Source organism: Bradyrhizobium sp. CSA207, from assembly GCF_029051685.1.
Classification (GTDB): Bacteria; Pseudomonadota; Alphaproteobacteria; order Rhizobiales; family Xanthobacteraceae; genus Bradyrhizobium.
Genome location: NZ_JAACFT010000065.1, coordinates 1 through 22,489, shown reverse-complemented (window position 1 = coordinate 22,489; position 22,489 = coordinate 1). Strand labels below are relative to the sequence as shown.

At 64.6% G+C, this 22,489-nt stretch carries 17 protein-coding genes; 12 read left to right on the top strand and 5 right to left on the bottom strand.

Annotated elements, in window-relative coordinates; genetic code table 11:
- Positions 1-157 precede the first annotated feature (157 nt).
- From GWG65_RS38715 to GWG65_RS38695, 5 genes are read left to right on the top strand one after another with little or no spacing between them, the layout of a single operon-like run.
- Positions 158-1,948 (top strand): ABC transporter ATP-binding protein, encoded by a 1,791-nt coding sequence (locus GWG65_RS38715; RefSeq protein ID WP_275200679.1) that lies wholly within the window; start codon positions 158-160, stop codon positions 1,946-1,948.
- Between the two features lie 30 nt (positions 1,949-1,978).
- Positions 1,979-2,158, top strand: a complete 180-nt coding sequence (locus tag GWG65_RS38710; RefSeq protein ID WP_275200678.1) for a DUF4089 domain-containing protein — start codon at positions 1,979-1,981, stop codon at positions 2,156-2,158.
- 7 nt (positions 2,159-2,165) lie between these two features.
- On the top strand, positions 2,166-3,563 hold the full coding sequence (locus GWG65_RS38705; protein WP_275200677.1) for an AtzE family amidohydrolase: 1,398 nt from the start codon (positions 2,166-2,168) through the stop codon (positions 3,561-3,563).
- 12 nt (positions 3,564-3,575) lie between these two features.
- Positions 3,576-3,968: an oxalurate catabolism protein HpxZ gene (gene hpxZ, locus GWG65_RS38700; protein ID WP_275200676.1), complete on the top strand. Its 393-nt coding sequence runs from the start codon at positions 3,576-3,578 to the stop codon at positions 3,966-3,968.
- A 4-nt stretch (positions 3,969-3,972) separates the two neighbouring features.
- Complete coding sequence (locus GWG65_RS38695; protein ID WP_275200675.1) at positions 3,973-4,695, top strand: GntR family transcriptional regulator; 723 nt, start codon at positions 3,973-3,975, stop codon at positions 4,693-4,695.
- Between the two features lie 17 nt (positions 4,696-4,712).
- Here the strand turns inward: GWG65_RS38695 and GWG65_RS38690 are convergent, their stop codons facing one another.
- Together GWG65_RS38690 and GWG65_RS38685 are read right to left on the bottom strand one after the other, a co-directional pair.
- Positions 4,713-6,263: an AMP-binding protein gene (locus GWG65_RS38690; protein ID WP_275200674.1), complete on the bottom strand. Its 1,551-nt coding sequence runs from the start codon at positions 6,261-6,263 to the stop codon at positions 4,713-4,715.
- 17 nt (positions 6,264-6,280) lie between these two features.
- Positions 6,281-7,435, bottom strand: a complete 1,155-nt coding sequence (locus GWG65_RS38685; RefSeq protein WP_275200673.1) for an iron-containing alcohol dehydrogenase — start codon at positions 7,433-7,435, stop codon at positions 6,281-6,283.
- A 534-nt stretch (positions 7,436-7,969) separates the two neighbouring features.
- On the opposite strand from GWG65_RS38685, the gene GWG65_RS38680 reads away from it, so the two are divergent.
- The 3 genes from GWG65_RS38680 (at position 7,970) to GWG65_RS38670 (ending at position 13,754) form a co-directional block, all read left to right on the top strand.
- Positions 7,970-9,187 carry an efflux RND transporter periplasmic adaptor subunit gene (locus GWG65_RS38680; protein ID WP_275200672.1) on the top strand — a complete coding sequence of 406 codons (1,218 nt, stop codon included), beginning with the start codon at positions 7,970-7,972 and terminating at the stop codon, positions 9,185-9,187.
- On the top strand, positions 9,184-12,342 hold the full coding sequence (locus tag GWG65_RS38675) for a multidrug efflux RND transporter permease subunit (RefSeq protein ID WP_275200671.1): 3,159 nt from the start codon (positions 9,184-9,186) through the stop codon (positions 12,340-12,342). The genes GWG65_RS38680 and GWG65_RS38675 overlap by 4 nt, the downstream gene beginning before the upstream one ends.
- A gap of 218 nt (positions 12,343-12,560) precedes the next feature.
- Positions 12,561-13,754 (top strand): ABC transporter substrate-binding protein, encoded by a 1,194-nt coding sequence (locus GWG65_RS38670; RefSeq protein WP_275200670.1) that lies wholly within the window; start codon positions 12,561-12,563, stop codon positions 13,752-13,754.
- A 144-nt stretch (positions 13,755-13,898) separates the two neighbouring features.
- Here GWG65_RS38670 and atzF read toward each other — a convergent pair whose 3' ends face one another.
- Together atzF and GWG65_RS38660 are read right to left on the bottom strand one after the other, a co-directional pair.
- Positions 13,899-15,707, bottom strand: a complete 1,809-nt coding sequence (atzF, locus tag GWG65_RS38665; RefSeq protein ID WP_275200669.1) for an allophanate hydrolase — start codon at positions 15,705-15,707, stop codon at positions 13,899-13,901.
- Between the two features lie 194 nt (positions 15,708-15,901).
- Complete coding sequence (locus GWG65_RS38660) at positions 15,902-16,408, bottom strand: MarR family transcriptional regulator (RefSeq protein ID WP_275200668.1); 507 nt, start codon at positions 16,406-16,408, stop codon at positions 15,902-15,904.
- 151 nt (positions 16,409-16,559) lie between these two features.
- Here GWG65_RS38660 and GWG65_RS38655 point away from each other — a divergent pair, with 151 nt between their 5' ends.
- Positions 16,560-18,413: a feruloyl-CoA synthase gene (locus tag GWG65_RS38655; protein ID WP_275200667.1), complete on the top strand. Its 1,854-nt coding sequence runs from the start codon at positions 16,560-16,562 to the stop codon at positions 18,411-18,413.
- Between the two features lie 446 nt (positions 18,414-18,859).
- Here GWG65_RS38655 and GWG65_RS38650 read toward each other — a convergent pair whose 3' ends face one another.
- Entirely contained in the window at positions 18,860-19,363 is a 504-nt protein-coding gene (locus GWG65_RS38650; RefSeq protein WP_275200665.1) for a MarR family winged helix-turn-helix transcriptional regulator, read from the bottom strand.
- An 83-nt stretch (positions 19,364-19,446) separates the two neighbouring features.
- Here GWG65_RS38650 and GWG65_RS38645 point away from each other — a divergent pair, with 83 nt between their 5' ends.
- From GWG65_RS38645 to GWG65_RS38635, 3 genes are all read left to right on the top strand, one after another.
- Positions 19,447-20,667 carry a cytochrome P450 gene (locus GWG65_RS38645; protein ID WP_275200664.1) on the top strand — a complete coding sequence of 407 codons (1,221 nt, stop codon included), beginning with the start codon at positions 19,447-19,449 and terminating at the stop codon, positions 20,665-20,667.
- 11 nt (positions 20,668-20,678) lie between these two features.
- A complete protein-coding gene (locus GWG65_RS38640) occupies positions 20,679-21,002 on the top strand; it encodes a 2Fe-2S iron-sulfur cluster-binding protein (RefSeq protein WP_275200661.1) in 324 nt (107 codons plus the stop codon).
- A gap of 66 nt (positions 21,003-21,068) precedes the next feature.
- Positions 21,069-22,280 (top strand): ABC transporter substrate-binding protein, encoded by a 1,212-nt coding sequence (locus GWG65_RS38635; protein ID WP_275200659.1) that lies wholly within the window; start codon positions 21,069-21,071, stop codon positions 22,278-22,280.
- Positions 22,281-22,489 lie beyond the last annotated feature (209 nt).

Here is a 22,489-nt window from a genome sequence, read left to right as displayed (position 1 = left end):
CCCCAACCCTCCCCCACAAGGGGGGAGGGAATGAGAGAGGCGTGCCCGCCTCACGCCCAAGTTCCCCGCTAAAATTCTCCAATGAATCCAACGCCTTTCTACTGTGCATGGGGTTGTTTTCGCGCTTTTTGATTGGCGCCGCGACCAAGAGGCATTCATGACCGCACCGCCTCTACTCGACGTCCAGGACCTCACCGTCGAATTCACCACCCGCCGCGGCATCGTCAAGGCGGTGCAGCACGTCAACATCTCCGTCGCCAAGGGCGAGACGCTCGCCATCGTCGGCGAGTCCGGCTCCGGCAAGTCGGTGACATCCTATGCGGTGATGCGGATCCTCGACCGGGCCGGGCGGATCGCCGAGGGCTCGGTGATGTTCTCCGGCATCGACGTCAAGGCCGCGAGCGAAGACCAGATGCGCGATTTGCGCGGCCGCGAAGTCTCGATGATCTTCCAGAACCCGCGTGCGGCGCTCAATCCGATCCGCAAGGTCGGTGACCAGATCGAGGACGTGCTGCGCACCCATGTGCAGCAGGCCATGGTTTCGGACCATGGCGAAAAGGCGATCGAGGCGCTGGAGCAGGTCAAGATCGCCCGCCCGCGCGAGCGCTACCACGCCTATCCGTTCGAGCTTTCGGGGGGCATGTGCCAGCGCGTCGTCATCGCACTCGCGCTCGCCTGCAATCCGCAGCTCCTGATCGCGGACGAGCCGACCACCGGCCTCGACGTCACCACCCAGAAGGCGGTGATGGACCTGATCGTCGAGCTGACCAAGCGCAAGGCGATGTCGACCATCCTGATCACCCACGATCTCGGCCTCGCCGCCGCCTATTGCGACCGCGTGGTGGTGATGGAGAAGGGCCGGGTGGTGGAGACCGCCAAGGCTGCCGACATCTTTGCGAGCCCGCAGCACCCCTACACAAAGAAACTGATGCGCGCGACACCGCGGCTCGGCGTCTCGCTAAGGGATTTGCTGCCGGAGGAGGAGAGCGCGCCGCTATTCGCAGCTGTCATGGCCGGGCCTGACCCGGCCATCCATCATTCTTCGCAAGACTCGTGTCAATCGATGGACCCCCGGGGCAAGCCCGGGGGTGACGAGGGGAAGATGGGCGACAAACCCCTCCTCCTCATTGAAAAGCTGGTCAAGGAATATCCCCGCCAGGGCGCGACCGCAACGCTCGGCAAATTGTTCGGCCGCAAGCCGCCGGTGGAGCCGGATGTGTTCCGCGCCGTCGACGGCATCAGCTTCTCCGTTGGCCATGGCGAGAGCGTCGGCCTGGTCGGCGAATCCGGTTGCGGCAAATCGACCACGTCGATGATGGTGATGCGGTTGCTGGACCAGAGCTCCGGCCTGATCCAGTTCGACGGCGAGGATATCGGCGGTATCCTGCCTGCCTCCTTCGCCCGGCTGCCGCAGCGCAGCCGCATCCAGATGGTGTTCCAGGATCCGACCGACAGCCTCAACCCGCGCTTCACCGCCGCGCGCGCCATCGCCGACCCGATCATGCAGCTCGGCAACGTCAGGGGCCGCGACGCACTTCGGGCGCGCTGCGAGGAGCTTGCGACCATGGTCGGGCTGCCGCTCAACCTGCTGGACCGGTTTCCGCACCAGCTGTCCGGCGGCCAGAAGGCCCGCGTCGGCATCGCCCGTGCCATTGCCCTGCATCCCAAGCTCGTCATCCTGGACGAGCCGACGGCGGCGCTCGACGTCTCGGTCCAGGCCGTGGTCCTGAATCTGCTCCAGGACCTCAAGGCGCGGCTAGGTATGAGTTATCTGTTCGTCTCGCATGATTTGAACGTAGTGCGCTTGTTGTGCGATCGTGTCATTGTGATGCGAGCGGGTCGAATCGTCGAAGAGGGATATTCCGAGAAGGTCCTCAGCGATCCGCAGGACGACTACACCAAGGAGCTGTTGACGGCGATCCCGCATCCGCCGTTGCAGACGCACTAAGAGTGCACTGAGAGCCTGTTTGGGAGCGTGATGGCTGAACCGCTGGACGACTATATCGACGCCGTCGCGCAAGCGCTGGCATTGCCGATCGAGGAGGCTTGGAGGCCGGCCATTCGCGCCAATCTCGAGGTCTCGCTGCGGCTCGCCCGCCTCGTCGATGACTTCGCGCTGCCGGATGAGACCGAGCCGGCGCCCGTGTTCACAGCCTGACGCTGCCATGACCACCAAGCCAGATTTGACGGCCGCAGAGATCGCCAAGGCAGTGGCCGGCGGCCAATTGTCCGCGCTCGATGCCACCGAAGCCGCGCTCGCGCGCATCAAGCAGCACGACGGCGTCCTCAACTCTTTCACCGATGTCACCGCCGAACGTGCCCGTGCGAGAGCGCGCGCGATCGATGCCGATATCGCAGCCGGCAAGACGGTCGGCCCGCTCGCCGGCGTGCCCTTCGCGGTGAAGAATCTGTTCGACGTTGCAGGCCTCACCACCCGCGCCGGCTCCAAGATCAACCGCGATTGCGCACCGGCCAAGCGCGATGCGACGCTGATCGAGCGCATGGAAGCCGCCGGCGCGGTTCTCGTCGGTGCGCTCAACATGGGCGAATACGCCTATGACTTCACCGGCGAGAACGTCCACGACGGTCCCTCGCGCAATCCGCATGACACGACGCGGATGAGCGGCGGCTCGTCCGGCGGCTCCGGCAGCGCCGTCGGCGGCGCGCTGGTGCCGATCGCACTCGGATCGGACACCAATGGCTCGATCCGGGTGCCGTCCTCGTTCTGCGGCACTTTTGGCCTGAAGCCGACCTATGGCCGGCTGTCGCGGGCCCGCTCGTTCCCGTTCGTCGCGAGCCTCGATCATCTCGGCCCGTTCGCGCGCTCCGTCACCGATCTCGCGCTCGCCTATGATGCGATGCAGGGCCCGGACGTCGACGATGCCGCCTGTACCACCACGCGTGGTCTGGAGCCGACGGTGCCGCTGCTCGCCAATCCGGTTTCTGACCTGCGCATTGCGATTGCCGGCGGACACTTCCAGAACAATTTGTTTCCGGAGGCCGTCGAGGCCGTCAGCCGCGTCGCCAAGGCACTCGGCGCGACGCAGATCTTGGACATTCCCGAAGCCTCGCGCGCCCGCGCGGCGGCTTACGTCATCACCACAACCGAAGGCGCCTCGCTGCATCTCGATCGCTTGCGCAAGCGCCCGAACGATTTCGATCCGGCGGTGCGCGACCGGCTGATCGCCGGCGCCATGGTGCCGGCGCCGATGGTGGATCGTGCGCAAAAATTCCGCCGCTGGTACCGTGCGCAGCTTGCCGAGATCTTCAAATCGGTCGACGTGCTGCTTGCGCCGGCAACGCCCTGCACAGCGCCGAAGCTGGGACAAGTGACGTTCAAGCTCGACGGCGTCGAGTTGCCGGTACGCGCCAATATCGGCATCCACACCCAGCCGATCTCGTTCATTGGTTTGCCTGTGGTCGCGGTGCCGGTGCCGCTTGAGCCGCTGCCGATCGGCGTGCAGATCATCACGGCGCCCTGGCGCGAGGACATCGCGCTGCGCGTCGCGTACGCATTGGAACGGATGGGCGTGGTAGCTACGCCGTCGCCAAGAGGACTTTAAGAGGATTTTGAGATGGACATCGATGTCCCCGACGTGCTCGCGGAAGTCAAAGCCGCGTTCGAGCGCTACGAGCAGGCGCTGATCAGCAACGACGTCGCCGTGCTCGGCGAACTCTTTCGCAACGATCCCCGCACGCTGCGCTACGGCATCGGCGAGAACCTCTACGGCTACGAGGCGATCTCCGGTTTCCGTGCCGGTCGCTCGCCGGTCGGCCTCAATCGCCGCACGGCCAAGACTGTTATCACCAGTTACGGCCGCGACACCGCGGTGGCCTCCACTCTGTTCTATCGCGACACCATGCCGGGCAGGGTCGGCCGCCAGATGCAGACCTGGGCCCGCTTCCCGGAAGGCTGGCGCGTCGTCGCGGCCCATGTCAGCATCATCGACGAGCCGAAAGAGACCTGATCGTATGACGCTTGACGACTTCCCGCGGGGCGTACTGCCGGCCGAGCCGGTGGTGCCGCGCGTCGACCGTCCCTCTCCATCGGTGCAGAAGGTCACGCGCGCCGAGGAGCTGCGTCTTCAGCTCGCCGACGAGATCGTGCGCGGCGCCCTGGCTCCCGGCGCGCCGCTCGACGAGACCGATATCGCGCGGCGCTTCAACGTCTCGCGTACGCCGGTGCGCGAGGCGCTGCGCCAGCTGGTGGCGAGTGGGCTCGTGGAATCGCGCGCCCATCGCGGCGCTGTCGTGGCGCAGCCTTCGGTCGAGCGGCTGACGAGCATGTTCGAGGCGATGGCCGAGCTCGAGGCGCTGTGCGCCGGCCTTGCCGCCGAGCGCATGTCGGCTGCCGAGCGTCACGGCCTCGAGGCCGTCCACGAGGAGTTGCGGGTGTTGAGCTACGCCGGCAATCCCGATCGCTTTCACGAGGTCAACGAGCGCTTCCACAACGCGATCTATGCGGGATCGCAGAACGGCTACATCGCCGAGATTACGCTCGCCACCCGCGTCCGGGTGCAGCCGTTCCGCCGCGCCCAGTTCCGCAATCTCGGACGTCTGGCCAAGTCGCAGGCCGAGCACGACCGCGTCGTCGTCGCCATCATGCGCGGCGACAAGCAGGGCGCCGCCGCCGCCATGCGCGCGCACATCGAGCTGGTGCGCGGGGAATACGAGATCTACGCGGTGTCGGTTTAAGCCGGGACCCTCGTCCCTCATACGATCCGCGAGGTCTTGTTTCCCCAATACCGATCCCGCAGCAGCCGCTTATAGAGTTTGCCCGTCGGCAGCCGCGGCAACTCCTTCTCGAAATCGACCGAGCGCGGCACCTTCTGGCGCGACAGCGACGCCCCGCAGAAGGCTATCAGTTCCTCGGCCAGTGCCGGCCCGGGCACCACGCCCGGCATCGGCTGCACCACTGCCTTCACCTCTTCGCCGAGATCGGCATTGGGCACGCCGAACACGGCGGCATCCGCGACCTTCGGATGCGTGATCAACAGGTTCTCGCACTCCTGCGGATAGATGTTGACCCCGCCTGAGATGATCATGAAGGTTGCACGGTCGGTGAGATAGAGGAAGCGGTCCTCGTCGACATAGCCGACATCACCGACGGTGCTCATGCTGCCGTCGGCCGAGCGCGCCTCCTTGGTCTTTTCCGGATAGTTGAAATATTCGAACGGCGATGCCGTCTTGAACCACACCTGGCCTGGCGTACCGGTCGGGCACGGCTTCATGTTCTCGTCGAGAATGTGGAGGTCACCAAGCAGCACTTTGCCGACGGTGCCGCGATGGGCGAGCCACTCCTCGCTGTTGCACGCGGTGAAGCCGAGGCCTTCGGTCGCGCCGTAATATTCATGGATGATCGGCCCCCACCATTTGATGATGTCGTCCTTGACCAGGGCAGGGCACGGCGCGGCGGCATGGATTGCGATCTCGAGCGAGGACAGGTCGTAGCGGGTGCGCACCTCGTCCGGCAGCTTCAGCATGCGTGAGAACATCGTCGGCACGAGCTGGCTGTGTGTGACACCCCATTTCTCCACGAGCTGGAGATATCGCTCGGGATCGAAGTTTTCCATGATGATCGCGGTGCCGCCCATGCGGATCGTCAGGTTCACGGCGGCCTGCGGCGCCGAGTGATAGAGCGGCGCTGGCGACAAATAGATCATGCCTTCGCGATAGTGCCAAAGCTTGGTCAGGAAATCGAACAGCGGCAGATTGTGCTTCGGCGGCTCTTCCGGCAGCGGGCGCAGAATGCCTTTCGGCCGCCCCGTCGTGCCCGACGAATAGAGCATCGCGGTGCCGAGCCATTCGTCCGCGATCGGCGTCTTGGGTAGATCGGCGGTCACCTCCGCAAGCCCGACGATGCGATCGCTCTCGCCCGGGCCGTCGGCCACGATGCAGAGTCTGACGTCGGGACAGACCTTGATCGCCTCGCGTGCGATGTCGAGCTTTGCCACCGACGTGATCAGGATCTTGGACTGGCTGTTGACGAGGAGATAGGCGAGCTCGCTCGCGGTGAGGAAGGAATTGACGCAGGTGTAGTAGAGGCCGGATCGCTCGCCCGCGCCGCAGGCTTCGAGATAACGGGAATTGTTCTCCATGAAGATCGAGTAATGATCGAGGCGCTTCATGCCCTGTTTGCGGAATAGATGCGCCAGCCGGTTGCTGCGCGCGTCGAGCTCGCGATAGGTGACGGTTTCGCCGGTCGCAGCCATGATGAAGGCGGGTTGCAGCGGACGCAGGCGGGCATGGTGACCAGTGTACATCAGTCCTCCGGCTTGGATTATGCGGCGAGAAGCAGGATTTCGCGCAGCTCGGCCGGGCCATTGATCTTGCGCGGATTGCGCGGCACCCAGGGCGTGCGCATCGCAGCTTCCGCGATGGCGTCAAAATGCTCGGGCGAGACGCGTACATCGGCGAGGCTGCGCGGCATGCCGAGCGAACGGATGAAGGCGTCGAGCACGTCGGCGGCATCCCGGCCGGGAAAGCCCATCGCGGCGGCGACGATCATCTGCCGTTCGGCATTGTCGCGCGCATTCCAGCGCATCACCGCCGGCAGCATGACGCAGGAGGTGTAGCCGTGCGGCACGTCGAAGGCGGCGCCGAGCACGTAGCCGATGCCGTGGCTCGCGCCCATCGGCACCCCGGCTGAAAGCGCGCCCATCGATAGCCAGGTACCGATCTGCGCATCCATCCGGGCGTCCAGGTCAGCAGGGTTGGCTTTCACCCGCGGCAGGGCATCAGCGAGCATGGCCAGGCCCTTCACCGATTGCGCGTCGGCATAGGGGTGCGTCTCGCGCGAGCAGATCGCCTCGACGCAATGGTCGACGGCGCGGATGCCGGTCGAGAGAAAGAGCCATTCCGGCGTGTGCACGGTGATGGCGGGATCGAGGATGGTCGCACGTGGCACCGTGAGCGGATGCCGCAGCATCTGCTTCACATGCGTGCGGAGGTCGGTGACGCCCGCGATCGAACTGAACTCGCCGCCGGCGATCGTGGTGGGCACGCTGATCTGGCGCACCGTCGGCGCAGTCATCTCGGGCGCGACGCCCTTGTGCACGCGAATGCGCTCGATGCCATCGACGTCGTCGATGCCGTTGGCGAGGCAGAGCTGCACCGCCTTGGCGCCGTCGGTGATCGAACCGCCACCCACGGTGACGATCAAATCGGCGCCAGCCTCGCGCGCCGCGTTGGTCGCGGCGATCACTGCTTCGCGCGGCGTATGCGCCGGCATGGCGTCGAACAGCCCGGCGCAGCGCGTGCCCAGCGCCTCTTTGATCTTCTCGATTTCGTCGGTCTGCCGGTTGAGCGTTCCGGAGACCATCAGGAAGGCGCGGCGCGTCCCCAGCCGATCCATCTGCGCGACAATGGCGCCGGCCGCGGCATGGCCGAACACAACCTCCTCGATCGCGCCGTAAACGACACGTCCCTGGTACACGGCTGTCCTCCCGGACAATTCGTCTTGTTTTTTGTACGGGTAATCTAGCCGAGCGAACGCCATCCGTCATGCGCGAAGACGCTGGCCTGGTCGTCACCCTCCCCTGGAGGGGGAGGGTCGATCGCGCGCAGCGCGAGCGGGGTGGGGTGATCTCTCCACACGGGCAGTGTTCAACGCGGAGAGACTGTCACCCCACCCCGCATCGCATTCCGCTTCGCTGCATGCGATACGACCCTCCCCCTCCAGGGGAGGGTGGCACCTTGCATGCGGCTCGAGTGCGATGATGTGGGATCTCTCAGTACACCGCACCTGCCGCATTCATGAGCACGGCGAATGGGTGCATTCGCGTCCCGCCGCTAATCGCCGCGTGCGAGGGCGGCTATCTCTGTGTCAACCCATCCGCCCGGCTAGGGTACCCCACCGGAGATGGCGCCCACGCTCGTCTTGAAGAGTCCATCATTGAAACCCATCTTGTGTCACCCGCGGGTAGGCGAGTACCCTGCTGTGTCTGCGGCTTTCATGCGAGGACCTGGGATGAGTGGACCGGACGGAAGCGAGCAATTTGTCAAAACGCACGATTTCGTTTCACCTCGACCTCGCGCAATCGTCGGGCTTCTTGCAGCGGCATTTGCCGTTGCCGGCTGTGGACAGCCGGCCTCGCAGGCCGCAGCCCCGCCGCCGCCGGCGGTGACCGTCGCCCAGCCGGTCAAACGCACCGTCACCGATTGGGACGAATTCACCGGCCGCTTCGAGGCGATGGAGGAGGTGCAGGTGCGTCCCCGCGTCGGCGGCTTCGTCAACTCGGTCGAATTCCAGGATGGCGCGATCGTTCATCAGGGCGATCTGCTTTACGTCATCGATCCGCGACCGTTCGAAGCGGTGGCGGAGCAGGCGGACGGCCAGCTCTCGGACGCGCGCGCCAGGGTGGAGCTTGCCAAGCGCGAACTCGACCGCGGCCTCAACCTGGTGCAGACCAGCGCCGTCTCCGAGCAGGTCGTCGACCAGCGCCGCCAGGCCCTGCAAGCCGCGCACGCCGCGGAGGTGCAGGCCGAAGGCGCGCTCAAGGCCGCCAAGCTCAACATCGAATTCACTCATGTGACGGCGCCGCTGACCGGGCGCGTCAGCCGCCATCTCGTCAGCCCCGGCAATCTCGTGCAAGGCAGCGACAACGGCACCTCGACGTTGCTGACCTCGATCGTGACGCTCGATCCGATCTACGTCTATTTCGACATGGATGAGGCGACATTCATCAAGTACAGCAAGCTGTGGTTCGAAGGCAGGCGCCCGAGCTCGCGCGATACGGCAAATCCGGTGCAGATAATGCTGGCCGGCGAGACCAAGCCTTCTCATGAGGGAACCATCAACTTCCTCGACAATAGGCTCGACGTCTCGACCGGCACGCTGCGCAGCCGCGCCGTGATCAAGAACACCGATCTCTCGATCCTGCCCGGCCAGTTCGGCCGCGTCCGGTTGATCGGAAGCGCGCCCTACGAGGCGCTGCTGATTCCCGACATCGCGGTCGCAACCGACCAGTCGCGCAAGATCGTGTTCGTGGTCAAGCCGGACGACACCGTCGAGGCGCGCCCCGTAGTGCTCGGGCCGCTCGATGACGGCCTGCGCGTGATCCGCGAAGGGTTGAAGGCGGAGGACCGCGTCATTGTCAACGGCATCCAGCGCGCCCGCGTTGGCGCCAAGGTCGCTCCGGCTCCCGCGCAAGCACCGGCCGGCGGCAAGCCCGGTGACAAGTCATGAATCTTGGCCGCCTCTCCATCAACCAGCCCATCTTGGCGATGGTGCTGTCGATCGTGCTCTTGATCGTCGGCGCGCTCGCCTATACCACGCTGCCGGTCTCGGAATATCCGCAGGTGGTGCCGCCGACGGTGGTGGTCACAACGCAATATCCCGGTGCGTCCGCGCAGACCGTGTCCGATACAGTCGCCGCTCCGATCGAGCAGGAGATCAACGGTGTCGAGGACATGCTGTATCTCTACAGCCAGGCGACCTCGAACGGCCAGCTCACCATCACCGTCACCTTCAAGCTCGGTACCGACCTCGACAAGGCCCAAGTGCTGGTGCAGAACCGCGTCGCCATCGCGCAGCCGCGTCTGCCCGAGGAGGTGCAGCGCAACGGCGTCACCACGCGCAAGAACTCGCCCGACATCCTGATGGTCGTGTTCATGCTGTCGCCCGACGACACATTCGACCAGCTCTACATCTCCAATTACGCACTGCTCCAGGTTCGCGACCAGCTGCTGCGGCTCGACGGCGTCGGCGACATCCAGATTTTCGGCGCACGCGATTATTCGATGCGGCTGTGGCTCGATCCTGACCGCATCGCGAATCTCGGCCTGACCTCGGCCGAGGTGCTCGCGGCGATCCGTGCGCAGAACGTGCAGATCGCAGGCGGCCAGATCGCCGAGCCGCCGATCGCCGACCGCGCCTTCCAGCCGAACCTCACCTTCACCGGGCGCCTGAAGGACCAGAGGCAGTTCGAGGATATCTTGATCAAGGCCGGCTCCGACGGCCGCACGGTGCGCCTACGCGACGTGGCCCGCATCGAGCTCGGCGCGCTTGCCTACACCACCAACAGCTTCCTGCTGCGCAAATCGGCGGTCGCCATGCTGGTGACGCAGCGGCCGGGGTCGAACGCGCTCGCGACGGCCAAGAACATCTCCGACACAATGACGAAGCTCAAGGCAAACTTTCCGAAAGGCCTTGATTACAATATCGGCTACAATCCGACCGAGTTCATCGCCCAATCCGTTCACGAGCTGATCAAAACCATCTACGAAGCCATGCTGCTGGTGGTCGTCGTGGTGCTGGTGTTCCTGCAGGGATGGCGGCCGGCGATCATTCCGATCATCGCGATACCGGTTTCGCTGGTCGGTACGTTCGCGGTGATGGCTGCGCTCGGTTTCTCCATCAACAATCTCACGCTGTTCGGCCTCGTGCTCGCCGTCGGCATCGTCGTCGACGACGCTATCGTCGTCGTCGAGAATGTCGAGCGCCATCTCGAACACGGCATGAGCCGGCGCGACGCCGCGCTCAAAACTATGGAGGAGGTCGGCAGTGCGCTGGTCTCGATCGCGCTGGTGCTGTGCGCGGTGTTCGTCCCGACCGCGTTCCTCGGCGGCATTTCCGGGCAATTCTTTCAGCAATTCGCTGTCACCATCGCGGTCGCGACCGCGATCTCCTGTTTCTGCTCGCTGACGCTGTCGCCGGCGCTGGCCTCGCAGATCCTGGTGCCGCATGAACAGAAGCGGCCGCCGGCGCGCTGGAATGTCGTGGCGCGCGGTTGGGACGCCTTCACTGGAGTCTTCAACCGCGTGTTCGACCGCCTGGCACATGGCTATGCGGGCCTTGCCAATTTCGTGATCCGGCATGCGGTGGTGATGATCCTGATCTACGTCGTGCTGATCGGCAGCGCCGGCTGGCTGATAGGGACCACGCCGCAGGGCTTCATCCCGGCGCAAGACCGCGGCTATGTCATCGTCTCCGTGCAATTGCCGGGCGCGGCATCGCTGGCGCGCACCACCGAGGTCGTGCGTGAGATCGAGCGGATTTCCCTGGATACGCCGGGCATCGTCCGCGTCGCCGCCTTCGCCGGCTTCTCGGGCGCCACCCGCACACAGGCCGGCAATGCGGCGGCGCTGTTTCCGGTGTTCGACGAGCCCGAGACGCGCCTGAAGAAAGGACTATCCGCGAACGCCATCACCGCCGAGCTGCGCAAGCGTCTCGCCGCGATCCAGGGCGCCTTCATCATCGTCATTCCGCCACCAGCCGTGCCCGGCATCGGCACCGGCGGCGGCTTCACCATCCGCATCCAGGACCGGCAAGGCCGAGGTCCGGAACTGCTTGCGTCCGCGACCGACGAACTCGTCGCCGCCGCCCGCAAGTCGCCGAGTCTCACCTCGGTGTTCTCGCCGTTCACGGCCAACACGCCGCAGCTGTTCGTCGACATCGACCGCACCAAGGCGCAGAAGCTCGGCGTTCCCATCGCCAACATCAACGACACGATCCAGACCTATTTCGGATCGACCTATGTCAACGACTTCAACCTGTTCGGACGCACCTATCACGTCACCGCCCAGGCCGACCAGCCGTTCCGCAAAGAGCCCAGCGACCTGGCGCGGCTGCGCACGCGCAACGCGTCCGGCGACATGGTGATGCTCGGCAGTGTCGTCGATTTCAAGGACGTCTCCGGCCCCGACCGCGTCGCGCGCTACAACCTTTATGCAGCGTCAGAATTGCAGGGCGAGCCGGGGCCGGGCACAAGCTCCACTACCGCGCTCAACACCATCAAGAAGCTCGCCGATGACAACCTGCCGAGCGGCTTCACCTTCGAGTGGACCGATCTGTCCTATCAGCAGGTCACCGGTGGCAACGCCGGTCTCTACGTGTTTCCGATCTGCGTGCTGTTCGTCTATCTCGTGCTCGCCGCGCAATATGGCAGCTGGACCTTGCCATTCGCGGTGATCCTGATCGTGCCGATGTGTCTGTTGGCTGCGACCATCGGCGTGCGCATCATGGGGCAGGACGTCAATATCCTCACCCAGATCGGCTTCGTCGTGCTGGTGGGGTTGGCGGCGAAGAACGCGATCCTGATCGTCGAGTTCGCGCGCGACATCGAGCTCGAAGGCAAGCCGCGACTGGAGGCCGTGATCGAAGCCTGCCGCTTGCGGCTGCGGCCGATCCTGATGACGTCGTTCGCCTTCATCCTCGGTGTGCTGCCGCTGGTGATCTCGTCCGGCTCCGGCTCGGAGATGCGGCAAGCGGTCGGCGTCGCCGTCTTCTTCGGCATGATCGGCGTCACCCTGTTCGGCCTTCTGTTCACGCCGATCTTCTATGTGGTGGTGCGGAACCTGGCGGAGGGGAAGAACGTCAAGAAGCCGGAGCTAGTGACCTGACGGGAGGCATTGGCCACCGTGCATCCACATCGTCCCAAATCTGCGCGCAGCACTGGACAATGCTACGCGTTGCCAAGAGCTGCGCTTGTCCGGGACGACACCATTTGTTTGGCCGCAGAATCCCATGCTAACGATCAACATGAAATGGATGGGCAGGCGCGGGGTTCTTCACTAGTATCCGCGCGATTTCAAAACAGAAAACTGCTGGGAGCTTAAATATGAAATCAGCCCTTCTGGCCGCTGTCGCAACTTCCGCTTTGTTGCTGGCGTCGCAAGCCTTCGCGCAAGGCGTCAAGATCGGCATCCTCAACGACCAGTCCGGCGTCTACGCCGACTATGGCGGCAAATGGTCGGTCGAGGCCGCCAAAATGGCGATCGAGGATTTCGGCGGCGAGGTGCTGGGGCAGAAGATCGAGCTCGTCACCGCGGACCACCAGAACAAGCCGGATCTCGCGAGCTCGATCGCGCGGCGCTGGTACGACGTCGAGAACGTCGACATGATCACGGAACTGACGACCTCCTCGGTCGCGCTTGCGATCCACGAGCTCTCCAGGGAAAAGAAGAAGATCGATATCGTCGTCGGCGCCGCCACCTCGCGTCTCACCGGCGATGCCTGCCAGCCCTACGGCTTCCACTGGGCCTATGACACCCGCGCGCTGGCAGTCGGAACCGGTGGCGCGCTGACCAAGGCCGGCGGCGACACCTGGTTCTTTCTCACAGCGGACTACGCTTTCGGCTACGCGCTTGAGAAGGACACTAGTGAGATCGTCACCGCCAATGGCGGCAAGGTGGTCGGCTCGGTGCGCGTGCCGCTCAACTCCTCGGACTTCTCCTCCTTCCTGCTGCAGGCGCAGAGCTCGAAGGCCAAGATCGTCGGCCTCGCCAATGCAGGCCTCGACACCACCAACTCGATCAAGCAGGCGTCCGAGTTCGGCATCGTCTCCGGTGGCCAGAAGCTCGCCGGCCTGTTGATGACGCTGGCCGAGGTGAACGGCCTCGGCCTGCAGGCCGCCCAAAGTCTGGTGCTGACAGAAGGTTATTACTGGGATCTCAACGACAAGACGCGCAATCTCGGCGAGCGCTTCTTCAAGCGTACCGGCAGGATGCCGAGCATGATTCACGCCGGCACTTACTCTGCGACGCTTTCCTATCTCAAGGCGGTGAAGGCTGCAGGCACCAAGGATCCGGATGCCGTCGCCAAGAAGCTGAAGGAGCTACCGGTCGACGACGACTTTGCGCAAGGCGGCAAGGTGCTCGAGAACGGCCGCATGGTCCACGACATGTATCTGTTCGAGGTCAAGAAGCCCTCGGAGTCGAAGAAGCCATGGGACTATTACAAGCTGCTCGCTACAGTCCCCGGCGACAAGGCCTTCTTCACCGCCAAGGAAAGCGGCTGCCCACTGACGAAGTGATGTGTATGTCGTCCTGGCAAAGCCAGGACGCATTACTCGGCTGGTCGTCGTTGTTGAAATACGCGGAGCCTATGTCCTGCCAACGATCGCGTTCTGCGCTTGATGGTGGTGACGAGGCGCCGCAGCGTGAGCGCATCAGCAGATCTACGCCGTCGCCGCTTCCGCCATATACGCGCGCCAGCCGCCATAGGCGGTGATGTCGTGGGCTTCGGTCAACACTTCGGGCTCAACGAGAAACCCCTTCACGGCACGGCCGTCGGCAAGGCGGATCGTGCCGATCGCCATCGGTGCGGGAATCGTGTTGACGAACTTGCCGAAGGCCGACGACGACAACGACCAGATCTCGAGTTCGATCGAGGCTCCCTTGCCTGCCGCGACGCGCAGCATGCCGGGCTTGGGCGGGGTGGTCTGTAGCGCATAGAGGGTGTAGTCCGGCGCGGTCCTGGTCGCTTCGACCAGGCGTCCGTTCAGCGCCTTCAATTCGCCGTTCAGCGCCATCCCGGACAGATGCGCGCCGACGACGGCGATCGGAATCTCATCGCCGCTGGTTAGCGGAAGCGGCGCGAGCGGTGCTTGCGCCACGCCCTTGGCGCCGAGGGTCAGTTTGGTGTCGGCATGGAAGACGCGGCCGATGCTCGCGAGCAGCGCGTCGTGGCCGGCGGGCGCAAGAAGCGTGATGCCGAACGGAATGCCGTCGGCACGCATCGAGGCCGGCAGCGCGAGACCGCAGAGATCGAGCAGGTTGACGAAGTTGGTGTAGGTGCCGAGACGGCTGTTGAGCTCGATCGGATTGGCCAGCACCTGTGCGGTCGTATAAGCGGTCGGAGCGGTCGGCAACACCAGCGCGTCGAGGTTGGCGAAGGCGCGCTCGGCGATCTTGCGTAGCCCCTGCAGGCGGTAGAGCGCGGAGAAGGTGTCGGCCGCCGTGAGCCGCGAGCCGGCGGCCGTGATCTCGCGCGTCACCGGATGGATCGAATCGGGAGCGGAGGCGAGCAGGTTGCGGATCACGAGATAGCGCTCGGCGACCCACGGCCCTTCATAGAGCAGTCGCGCCGTCTCGTAGAACGGCTCGAGGTCGAATTCGACCAGTGTTGCGCCGAGTGCGGTCCAGCGCTTCAGGGCATTGCCATAGGCGGCCTCCGCCTTCTTGTCGCCGAAGAAGATCAATTGCCCGTTGCGCGGCACGCCGAGGCGAAGATTGGCCGGGAACGGCGTGATTTCGCCCAGCGGCCGGTCGCGCGAGAACGGATCGGCCTGGTCCGGCCCCGCCATCACCGACAGCGCGAGCGCGGCATCATCCACCGTCAGCGCGAACACCGAGATGCAGTCGAGTGTGCGGCAGGCCGGCACGAGCCCGGCGGTCGAGATCATGCCGAGACTCGGCTTCAGCCCGACAATGTTGTTGAGCATGGCCGGAACGCGCCCGCTCCCCGCGGTATCCGTGCCGAGCGACAGCGGCACGAGGCCCGCGCCGACGGCGGTCGCCGATCCCGAGCTCGATCCGCCGGGAATCAAATCCTCGCGGATCGAATTGCGGGGGATGCCGTAGGGCGAGCGTACGCCGACGAGGCCGGTTGCGAACTGGTCGAGATTGGTCTTGCCGATGATGATGGCGCCGGCGGCGCGCAGGCGCTCCACCGCGGTCGCGTTGTGCGCCGGCGCGTAGGAGAACGCAGGGCAGGCCGCCGTGGTCGCAAAGCCCAGCGCATCGATATTGTCCTTTACCGCGACCGGCACGCCATAGAGCGGCAGGCTGGCAGCGTCCTTTCGCGCGGCCAGCGTCTCGGCCTCCGCGATCGCATCCGCCTCCTCGCGCAGGCTGATGAAGACGGCAGGATCGTTGTGGTCGCGGATGCGCTGATAGCTGCGCGCGACCGTCTGCGCGGGCGTGACCGTTCCCGCGCGATGCGCGGCCACAATTGCGACGATCGTTTCAGGCTGCTCAGCCCCCATGGCGACAAAACTCCGGCAACTTCTCTTCACCCGGATTGAAGCAAGCGATGTGCCATTGTGTGCAGAATCCGGGCAGCCCGGGTGCTTCGGATATTATCGGGGAATCAGTGGGTTGGGGGATATTTCGAGCGCCGGGCAGGCGGTCGTGCCAGCGCCCTGTTACGGGCATTTGCTCAAATCATCGGCAGCCGGGATCAAGTGAAGCAGGCCAGGATCTGGAGCAGCTGCTCCCGGTTCGCCCTGCCGATCTTCTCTTCCACATGCCGCTCATGTGCAGCGGCCAGCCGCTTGAACTTGGCCAGCGCCGTATCGCCCTGTGCGGTGAGGTGCAGGGCGTGGGAGCGTCGGTCCGTCTTCGACTTGATCCGCTTCACCAGCCTGCGCTGCTCAAGGCTGTCGAGCAGATGCACCAGGCGCGCACGCTCGATGCCGAGGCGTTTTGCCACGGCCATCTGACTGAGGCCCGGATTGGCGCCGATCACGGTCAGCACCGAATATTGGGTCGGCCGGATGTCGACCGCGCCGAGCGTCTTGATGAAGTCCTGAAAAATCCAGAGCTGGAAACGCCGCACGGCGTAGCCGGCATGTCCGACCAGGGCATCGAGGCCGATTTGGTCCACGTCATCTCGCAGCGCAGCGCCGTTGCCCGCTCGTTTGCGCGGCGAAGTGCTTGTGTCCGTCCGGGCTAAGCTGGTTGTCACGTGATGTCTCCCGCCTGCGCTTCCTTGTAGCGTCTCGGGGACGCAAGAGAAAGATTGTTGTTGACGACAACAATTGCGGTGCCCAACATTATCGCCAAGCAGCCCGCAACGAGGCTGCGCCCGGTCGCGGATCCGGGCGAGGAGGAAACACATGACGGCCGCCCCACGCGGTGACGCTTCGAGCCTGTTCGCAACGCCCAAGACCGTCGCCGAGCATCGCGCCGACGGCAGCATCGTGCTGCGCTCGTCCGAGCCCTTGCGCGAGAGTGCGCGCTGCATCGGCGACTGGCTGGAGCATTGGGCGCGGCAAGCGCCGGACAAGGTCTTCCTCGCCGAGCGCGGCAATGCGGAAGCGCCCCGGACCACCGTCACCTATGCGCAGGCACTGCGACAGGTGCGTGCGGCAGCGTCGTGGATCCTGGCGCAGGGCCTGAGTATCCAGCGCCCGCTCGTGATCCTCTCGGACAACAGCATCGACCACGCTTTGCTGGCGCTCGCCGCGCAGCATGTCGGCGTGCCCTCGGCCGCGATCTCGCCGGCCTATTCGCTGATGTCCCGGGATTTTGACAAGCTCAAGAGCATGATTGCGCTGCTCGAGCCCGGCGCGATCTATGTCTCCGCGACAAAACCGTTCGCCGCGGCGCTCGCCGCAATCAAGCATTTGCACCAGGCAGCGATCATCAGCGGCAATGCCGACGATGCCGACGCGCTCGCGTTCCGCACCATCGCGACAGCGCCCGAATCGCCCGATGTCGCAAGCGCCTTCGCAGCGGTGACGCCGGACACGATCGCAAAATTCCTGTTCACCTCGGGCTCGACCGGCGCGCCGAAGGCCGTTATCAACACCCAGCGCATGCTGACCTCGAGCCAGCAGGCCAAGGCACAGACCTGGACCTTTCTCGAGCAAGGCCTCGGCGATCTCGTCATTCTCGATTGGCTGCCCTGGAGCCACACGTTTGGTGCCAACCACAATTTCAACCTCGTGCTGCGCAACGGCGGCTCGCTCTATATCGACGGCGGCAAGCCCGCGCCGGGCCTCTTTGCGACGTCACTCGCCAATTTGAAGAGCGTGATGCCGACGGTCTATTTCAACGTGCCGCGGGGCTTCGACATGCTGATCGCGGCGCTGCGCAGCGACGAGGAGCTGCGCCGCCGCTTCTTCGGCGAGGTCAAGTTCGCCTTTTATGCCGGTGCAGCGCTGCCGCAGAATCTCTGGGATGCGCTCGAACAGCTTTCCGTCGAGACTGTCGGGCGGCCGATGCCGATGGTCTCGGCCTGGGGCTCGACCGAGACCTCGCCGCTCGCAACCGACTGCCATTTCCTCGCGGAACGTTCCGGCAATATCGGCGTGCCGATTCCCGGTACCGAACTTAAGCTGGTCAAGTCCGGCGACAAGCTGGAGGTGCGTGTGCGCGGCCCCAATGTCACGCCGGGCTATTGGAAAGCGCCGGAACTGACGCAGCAGGCGTTCGACGAGGAGGGCTTTTATCTCATCGGCGATGCGGTGAAATTCGCCGACCCCGCGCGGCCCGAGCGCGGCTTGTTCTTTGATGGCCGCGTCGCGGAGGACTTCAAGCTCAATTCCGGCACCTGGGTCAATGTCGGCACGCTGCGCGTCGCCGGCATTTCGGTGCTGGCACCGCTGGCGCAGGACATCGTCGTCACCGGCCATGGTGGCGACGAGGTGCGGTTTCTGGTATTCCCGAACATTGCGGCCTGCCGCGTCCATGCCGGCCTCCCCGAGACCGCCGGCGTGAGCGATGTGCTCTGTCATGACAACGTCAGGGGCGCCATCGCGCAGGGTCTTGCAAAACTGAAGCAGCAGAGCGCCAACTCCTCCGGCCACGCCACGCGCGCGCTGCTGCTCGCCGAACCGCCATCCGTCGACGGCGGCGAGATCACCGATAAGGGCTACATCAACCAGCGCGCCGTGCTGACGCGTCGCGCCGATGCGGTGGCGTGCTTGAATGACGATGCGTCGGGTGAGTGGATCGGCTGTCGTTGATTGCTTGCACTGTCCCTCTCCCCTTGTGGGAGAGGGTGGCTTCGATGCGTAGCATCGAAGACGGGTGAGGGGTCTCTCTCAGCGAGTGACACTCTCACCGTGAATTCGGGGAGACATACCCCTCATCCGGCGCCATAGCCGATGCGAAGCATCGGCGTTCTCTTGAGGACGGCGGCCGAAGGCCGCCTGTGCCACCTTCTCCCACAAGGGGAGAAGGAAAGGAGAGAGCAAGCTCGACAAAATAGGCCAACCAACCTGCCGCAATATCTTGCCGATTATTTTGTTGCCTAAGCAACTAATGTATGCGAACCCTCCCGGACAAGATGACAGCGGGGGAACCGCTGCGTCTGATCTCGGAGGAAACAATGCTCGGCCGGAATGGTGCCGTCGGCAAACGCTGGCGCGCGCCTGGAAGTGACGGAAGATCGCCTTCGGCGCGCGAGCTGTCAGGCCCCGGTGCCGCCCGTCACTGCACCCAGATTCTCGTGCAGCCGCCGCAACAGGCCGATCAGCACCTCGCGCTCGTCCTTGCTGAGGCAGGACAGCAGCCGCCGTTCGCGCTCCAGCGCCGCGACGATCACCTTGTCATGGGTGGCGCGGCCCTTCGCCGTCAGCGCGATCGAATGGGTGCGGCCGTCGTTCGGATCGGTGCGGATCGACACCAGCCCGCGCTTCTCGAGACCGGCAAGCGTCCGGCTCACCGGGCCCTTGTCGAAGCCGATGACATGGCAGATGCGGGAGGCCGGAATGCCGGGCTCGATCGCCAGCAGCGACATGATCCGCCACTCCGTGACGTTGACGCCGAACTGTCGCTGATAGAACGCGGTCGCGCTGTTGGAGAGCTTGTTGGCGATAAAGGTGATGATCGCCGGGACGTAACGGTCGAGATCGAGCGTCGGCCCCATCTCGGCGGGCGCAGGCTTCTGGCGAGGTCTGGAAGGCGGCGACATATCGGGATTCTGACTGGCGGGGTCCTCGCAGACCTAAGGGCATGCGGCCAGCTTTCACAAGATCAAAATGAGGGAGAACTTCAATGAGCGCATCCAGCTCCCCTGCAACAAGCGGTACGTCAGGCATCCCCCATCTCGACGTCGATCCTTTCGCGATGAATTTTTTTGCCGATCCCTATCCCACCCACGAGCTGCTGCGGGAGGCGGGCCCGGTCGTCTATCTCGACAAATGGAACGTCTATGGCGTGGCGCGCTACGCCGAGGTCCATGCCGTGCTGAATGATCCTGCGACCTTCTGCTCCAGCCGCGGCGTCGGCCTTTCCGACTTCAAGAAGGAGACGCCGTGGCGGCCGCCGAGCCTGATCCTCGAAGCCGATCCGCCCGCACACACCCGCACCCGCGCAGTGCTGTCAAAGGTGCTGTCGCCGACCGTGATGAAGCAGGTGCGCGGTCGCTTTGCGGCGGCAGCGGAACAGCGGGTCGATATGCTGTTGGAGCAGCGCAGCTTCGACGCGATCACGGATCTGGCTGAGGCCTATCCGCTCTCGATCTTCCCGGATGCGCTGGGGCTGAAGCCGGATGGCCGCGAGCATCTGATTCCCTATGCAAGCGTCGTGTTCAATGCGTTCGGCCCGCCCAACCAGTTGCGTCAGGAGGCGATCGAGCGTTCGGCGCCGCACCAGGCGTACGTCACCGAACAATGCCAGCGCGAGAATCTGGCGCCGGGCGGCTTCGGCGCCTGCATCCATGCCCGCGCCGACGAAGGTGAGATCACGGCAGCCGAGGCGCCGCTGCTGGTGCGCTCGCTGCTGTCGGCCGGCCTCGATACCACCGTCAACGGCATCGGCGCCGCGGTGTATTGCCTCGCGCGCTTCCCCGATCAATGGCAGCGCCTGCGCGACGACCTCACGCTCGCGCGCAACGCTTTTGAGGAGGCGGTGCGGTTCGAAAGTCCGGTGCAGACCTTCTTCCGCACCACCACGCGCGAGGTCGAGCTGTCCGGCGCGACGATCGGAGAGGCCGAAAAAGTTCTGATGTTCCTCGCCGCCGCCAATCGCGATCCGCGGCGCTGGGACAAGCCAGACAGCTACGATATCACGCGTCGCACCTCCGGCCATGTCGGCTTCGGCTCCGGCATCCACATGTGCGTCGGTCAGCTCGTCGCGCGCCTCGAAGGCGAGGTGATGCTGACCGCGCTGGCCCGGCGTATCGCCAGGATCGAGATCACCGGCGAGCCAAATCGCCGCTTCAACAACACGCTGCGCGGGTTCGACAGCCTGCCGGTCACCATCACCCCGGCCTGACGAGGAGATTTATGCCCGCCATCACCTTCATCCATCCCGACGGCAAGTCCGATCGTATCGAGACCAGCGATGGCGAGAGCGCCATGCAGGCCGCGACCCGCCACGGCCTCGACGGAATCCTGGCCGAATGCGGCGGCAACGCCATGTGCGCGACCTGTCACGTCTATGTCGATGCGGGCTGGCTCGCACGGCTGCCGGCGATCGGCGACAATGAGGACGCGTTGCTCGACGGCACCGCTGACGCGCGGCTGCCGAACAGCCGGCTGTCCTGCCAGATCATGATCACGCCGGAACTCGACGGGCTCGTGCTCAGGCTGCCGGAGCGGCAGGTTTGAGTTTTCAGGGTCTGAGTTTTCAAACGCAACGGCAACGGCCGGTGCGACAAAACAGGGGAGGGAATGATGAAACGCTTGAAGTGGATGCTCGCGCTGGCCGCGAGCCTTATGAGTGCTGCCGCAAGTGCTGAGATATCCGACAATGTCGTGCGCGTCGGCGTGCTCAACGACATTTCCGGTATCTTCCAGGACACCAACGGCGTGGGCTCGGTCGAGGCCGCGCGTATGGCGGCGGAGGATTTCAACGGCGGCGGCAGGAACATCAAGGTCGAGATCGTCTATGCCGACCATCAGAACAAGGCTGACGTCGGCAACGCGATCGCACGCAAATGGCTCGACGTCGAGGGCGTCGATGCCATCGTCGACGTGCCGAATTCGGCCGTCGGCCTCTCCATCAACGCACTCCTGCGCGACAGCCGCATGACCTTCCTGGCATCCTCCACAGCAAGCTCGGATCTCACTGGCAAGGCCTGTTCGCCCAACACCATCCAATGGGTCAACGACACCTGGGCCACCGGCAACACCACCGCGGCGGCGATGGTGTCGCGCGGCGGCAAGGAGTGGTACTTCCTCACGGTCGACTTCGCGCTCGGCAAGGGCATCGAGTCAGAGGCGCAGAAATATATCGAAGCTCACGGCGGCAGAGTGATCGGCTCGTCCAAGCATCCGCTCGGCACCTCCGATTTCGCCTCGTTCCTGTTGCAGGCGCAAGGCTCGAAGGCGCAGGTGATCGGGCTTGCCAATGCCGGCGGCGACACCATCAACGCGGTGAAGCAGGCCGCCGAGTTCGGCATCCAGCAGGGCGGGCAGAAACTGGTCGCCTTCCTGCTCTTCATCAACGATGTCCATGGCATGGGCATCAAGGTCGCGCAGGGCCTCCAGCTCATGGAGGCCTTCTACTGGGACATGAACGACGACACCCGCGCCTTCGCCAAGCGGTTCGCCGCGCGGCCCGGCATGAACGGCAAGATGCCGAGCGGCAACCAGGCCGGCGTCTATGCCTCCACGCTCGCTTATCTCAACGCCGTCGCCGCGACCGGCAGCGACAATGCCAAGGACGCCGTGCCCGAGATGAAGAAGTTCAGAGGCAAGGACAAGCTGTTCGGCGACACAACGATTCGCCAGGACGGCCGCGTGGTGCATCCGATGTACCTGTTCGAGGTGAAGAAGCCCGAGGAGTCGAAATACCCCTACGATTATTACAAGCTGGTCTCGACGATTGCGGCGGACCAGGCTTTCCGCCCGATCGCGGAGGGCGGGTGTGAGTTGGTGAAGTAGCCCGCCGCGAGCGCTTCTTCACCCTCCCCTGGAGGGCAGGGGAATCGCATGTCGGCGCGTCCAAGCTATTGCCAAGGCGAGAAAATTTGATTCTGACAGTGTCTCCTGACTCGAGAGGGGACTATTTTGGAGCGCTTCACGGAATGCTTTTCGTCGTTGGTCGATCCTCGGAAGAACCAAGCACAGCACGATTTGACAGAGATGCTGTT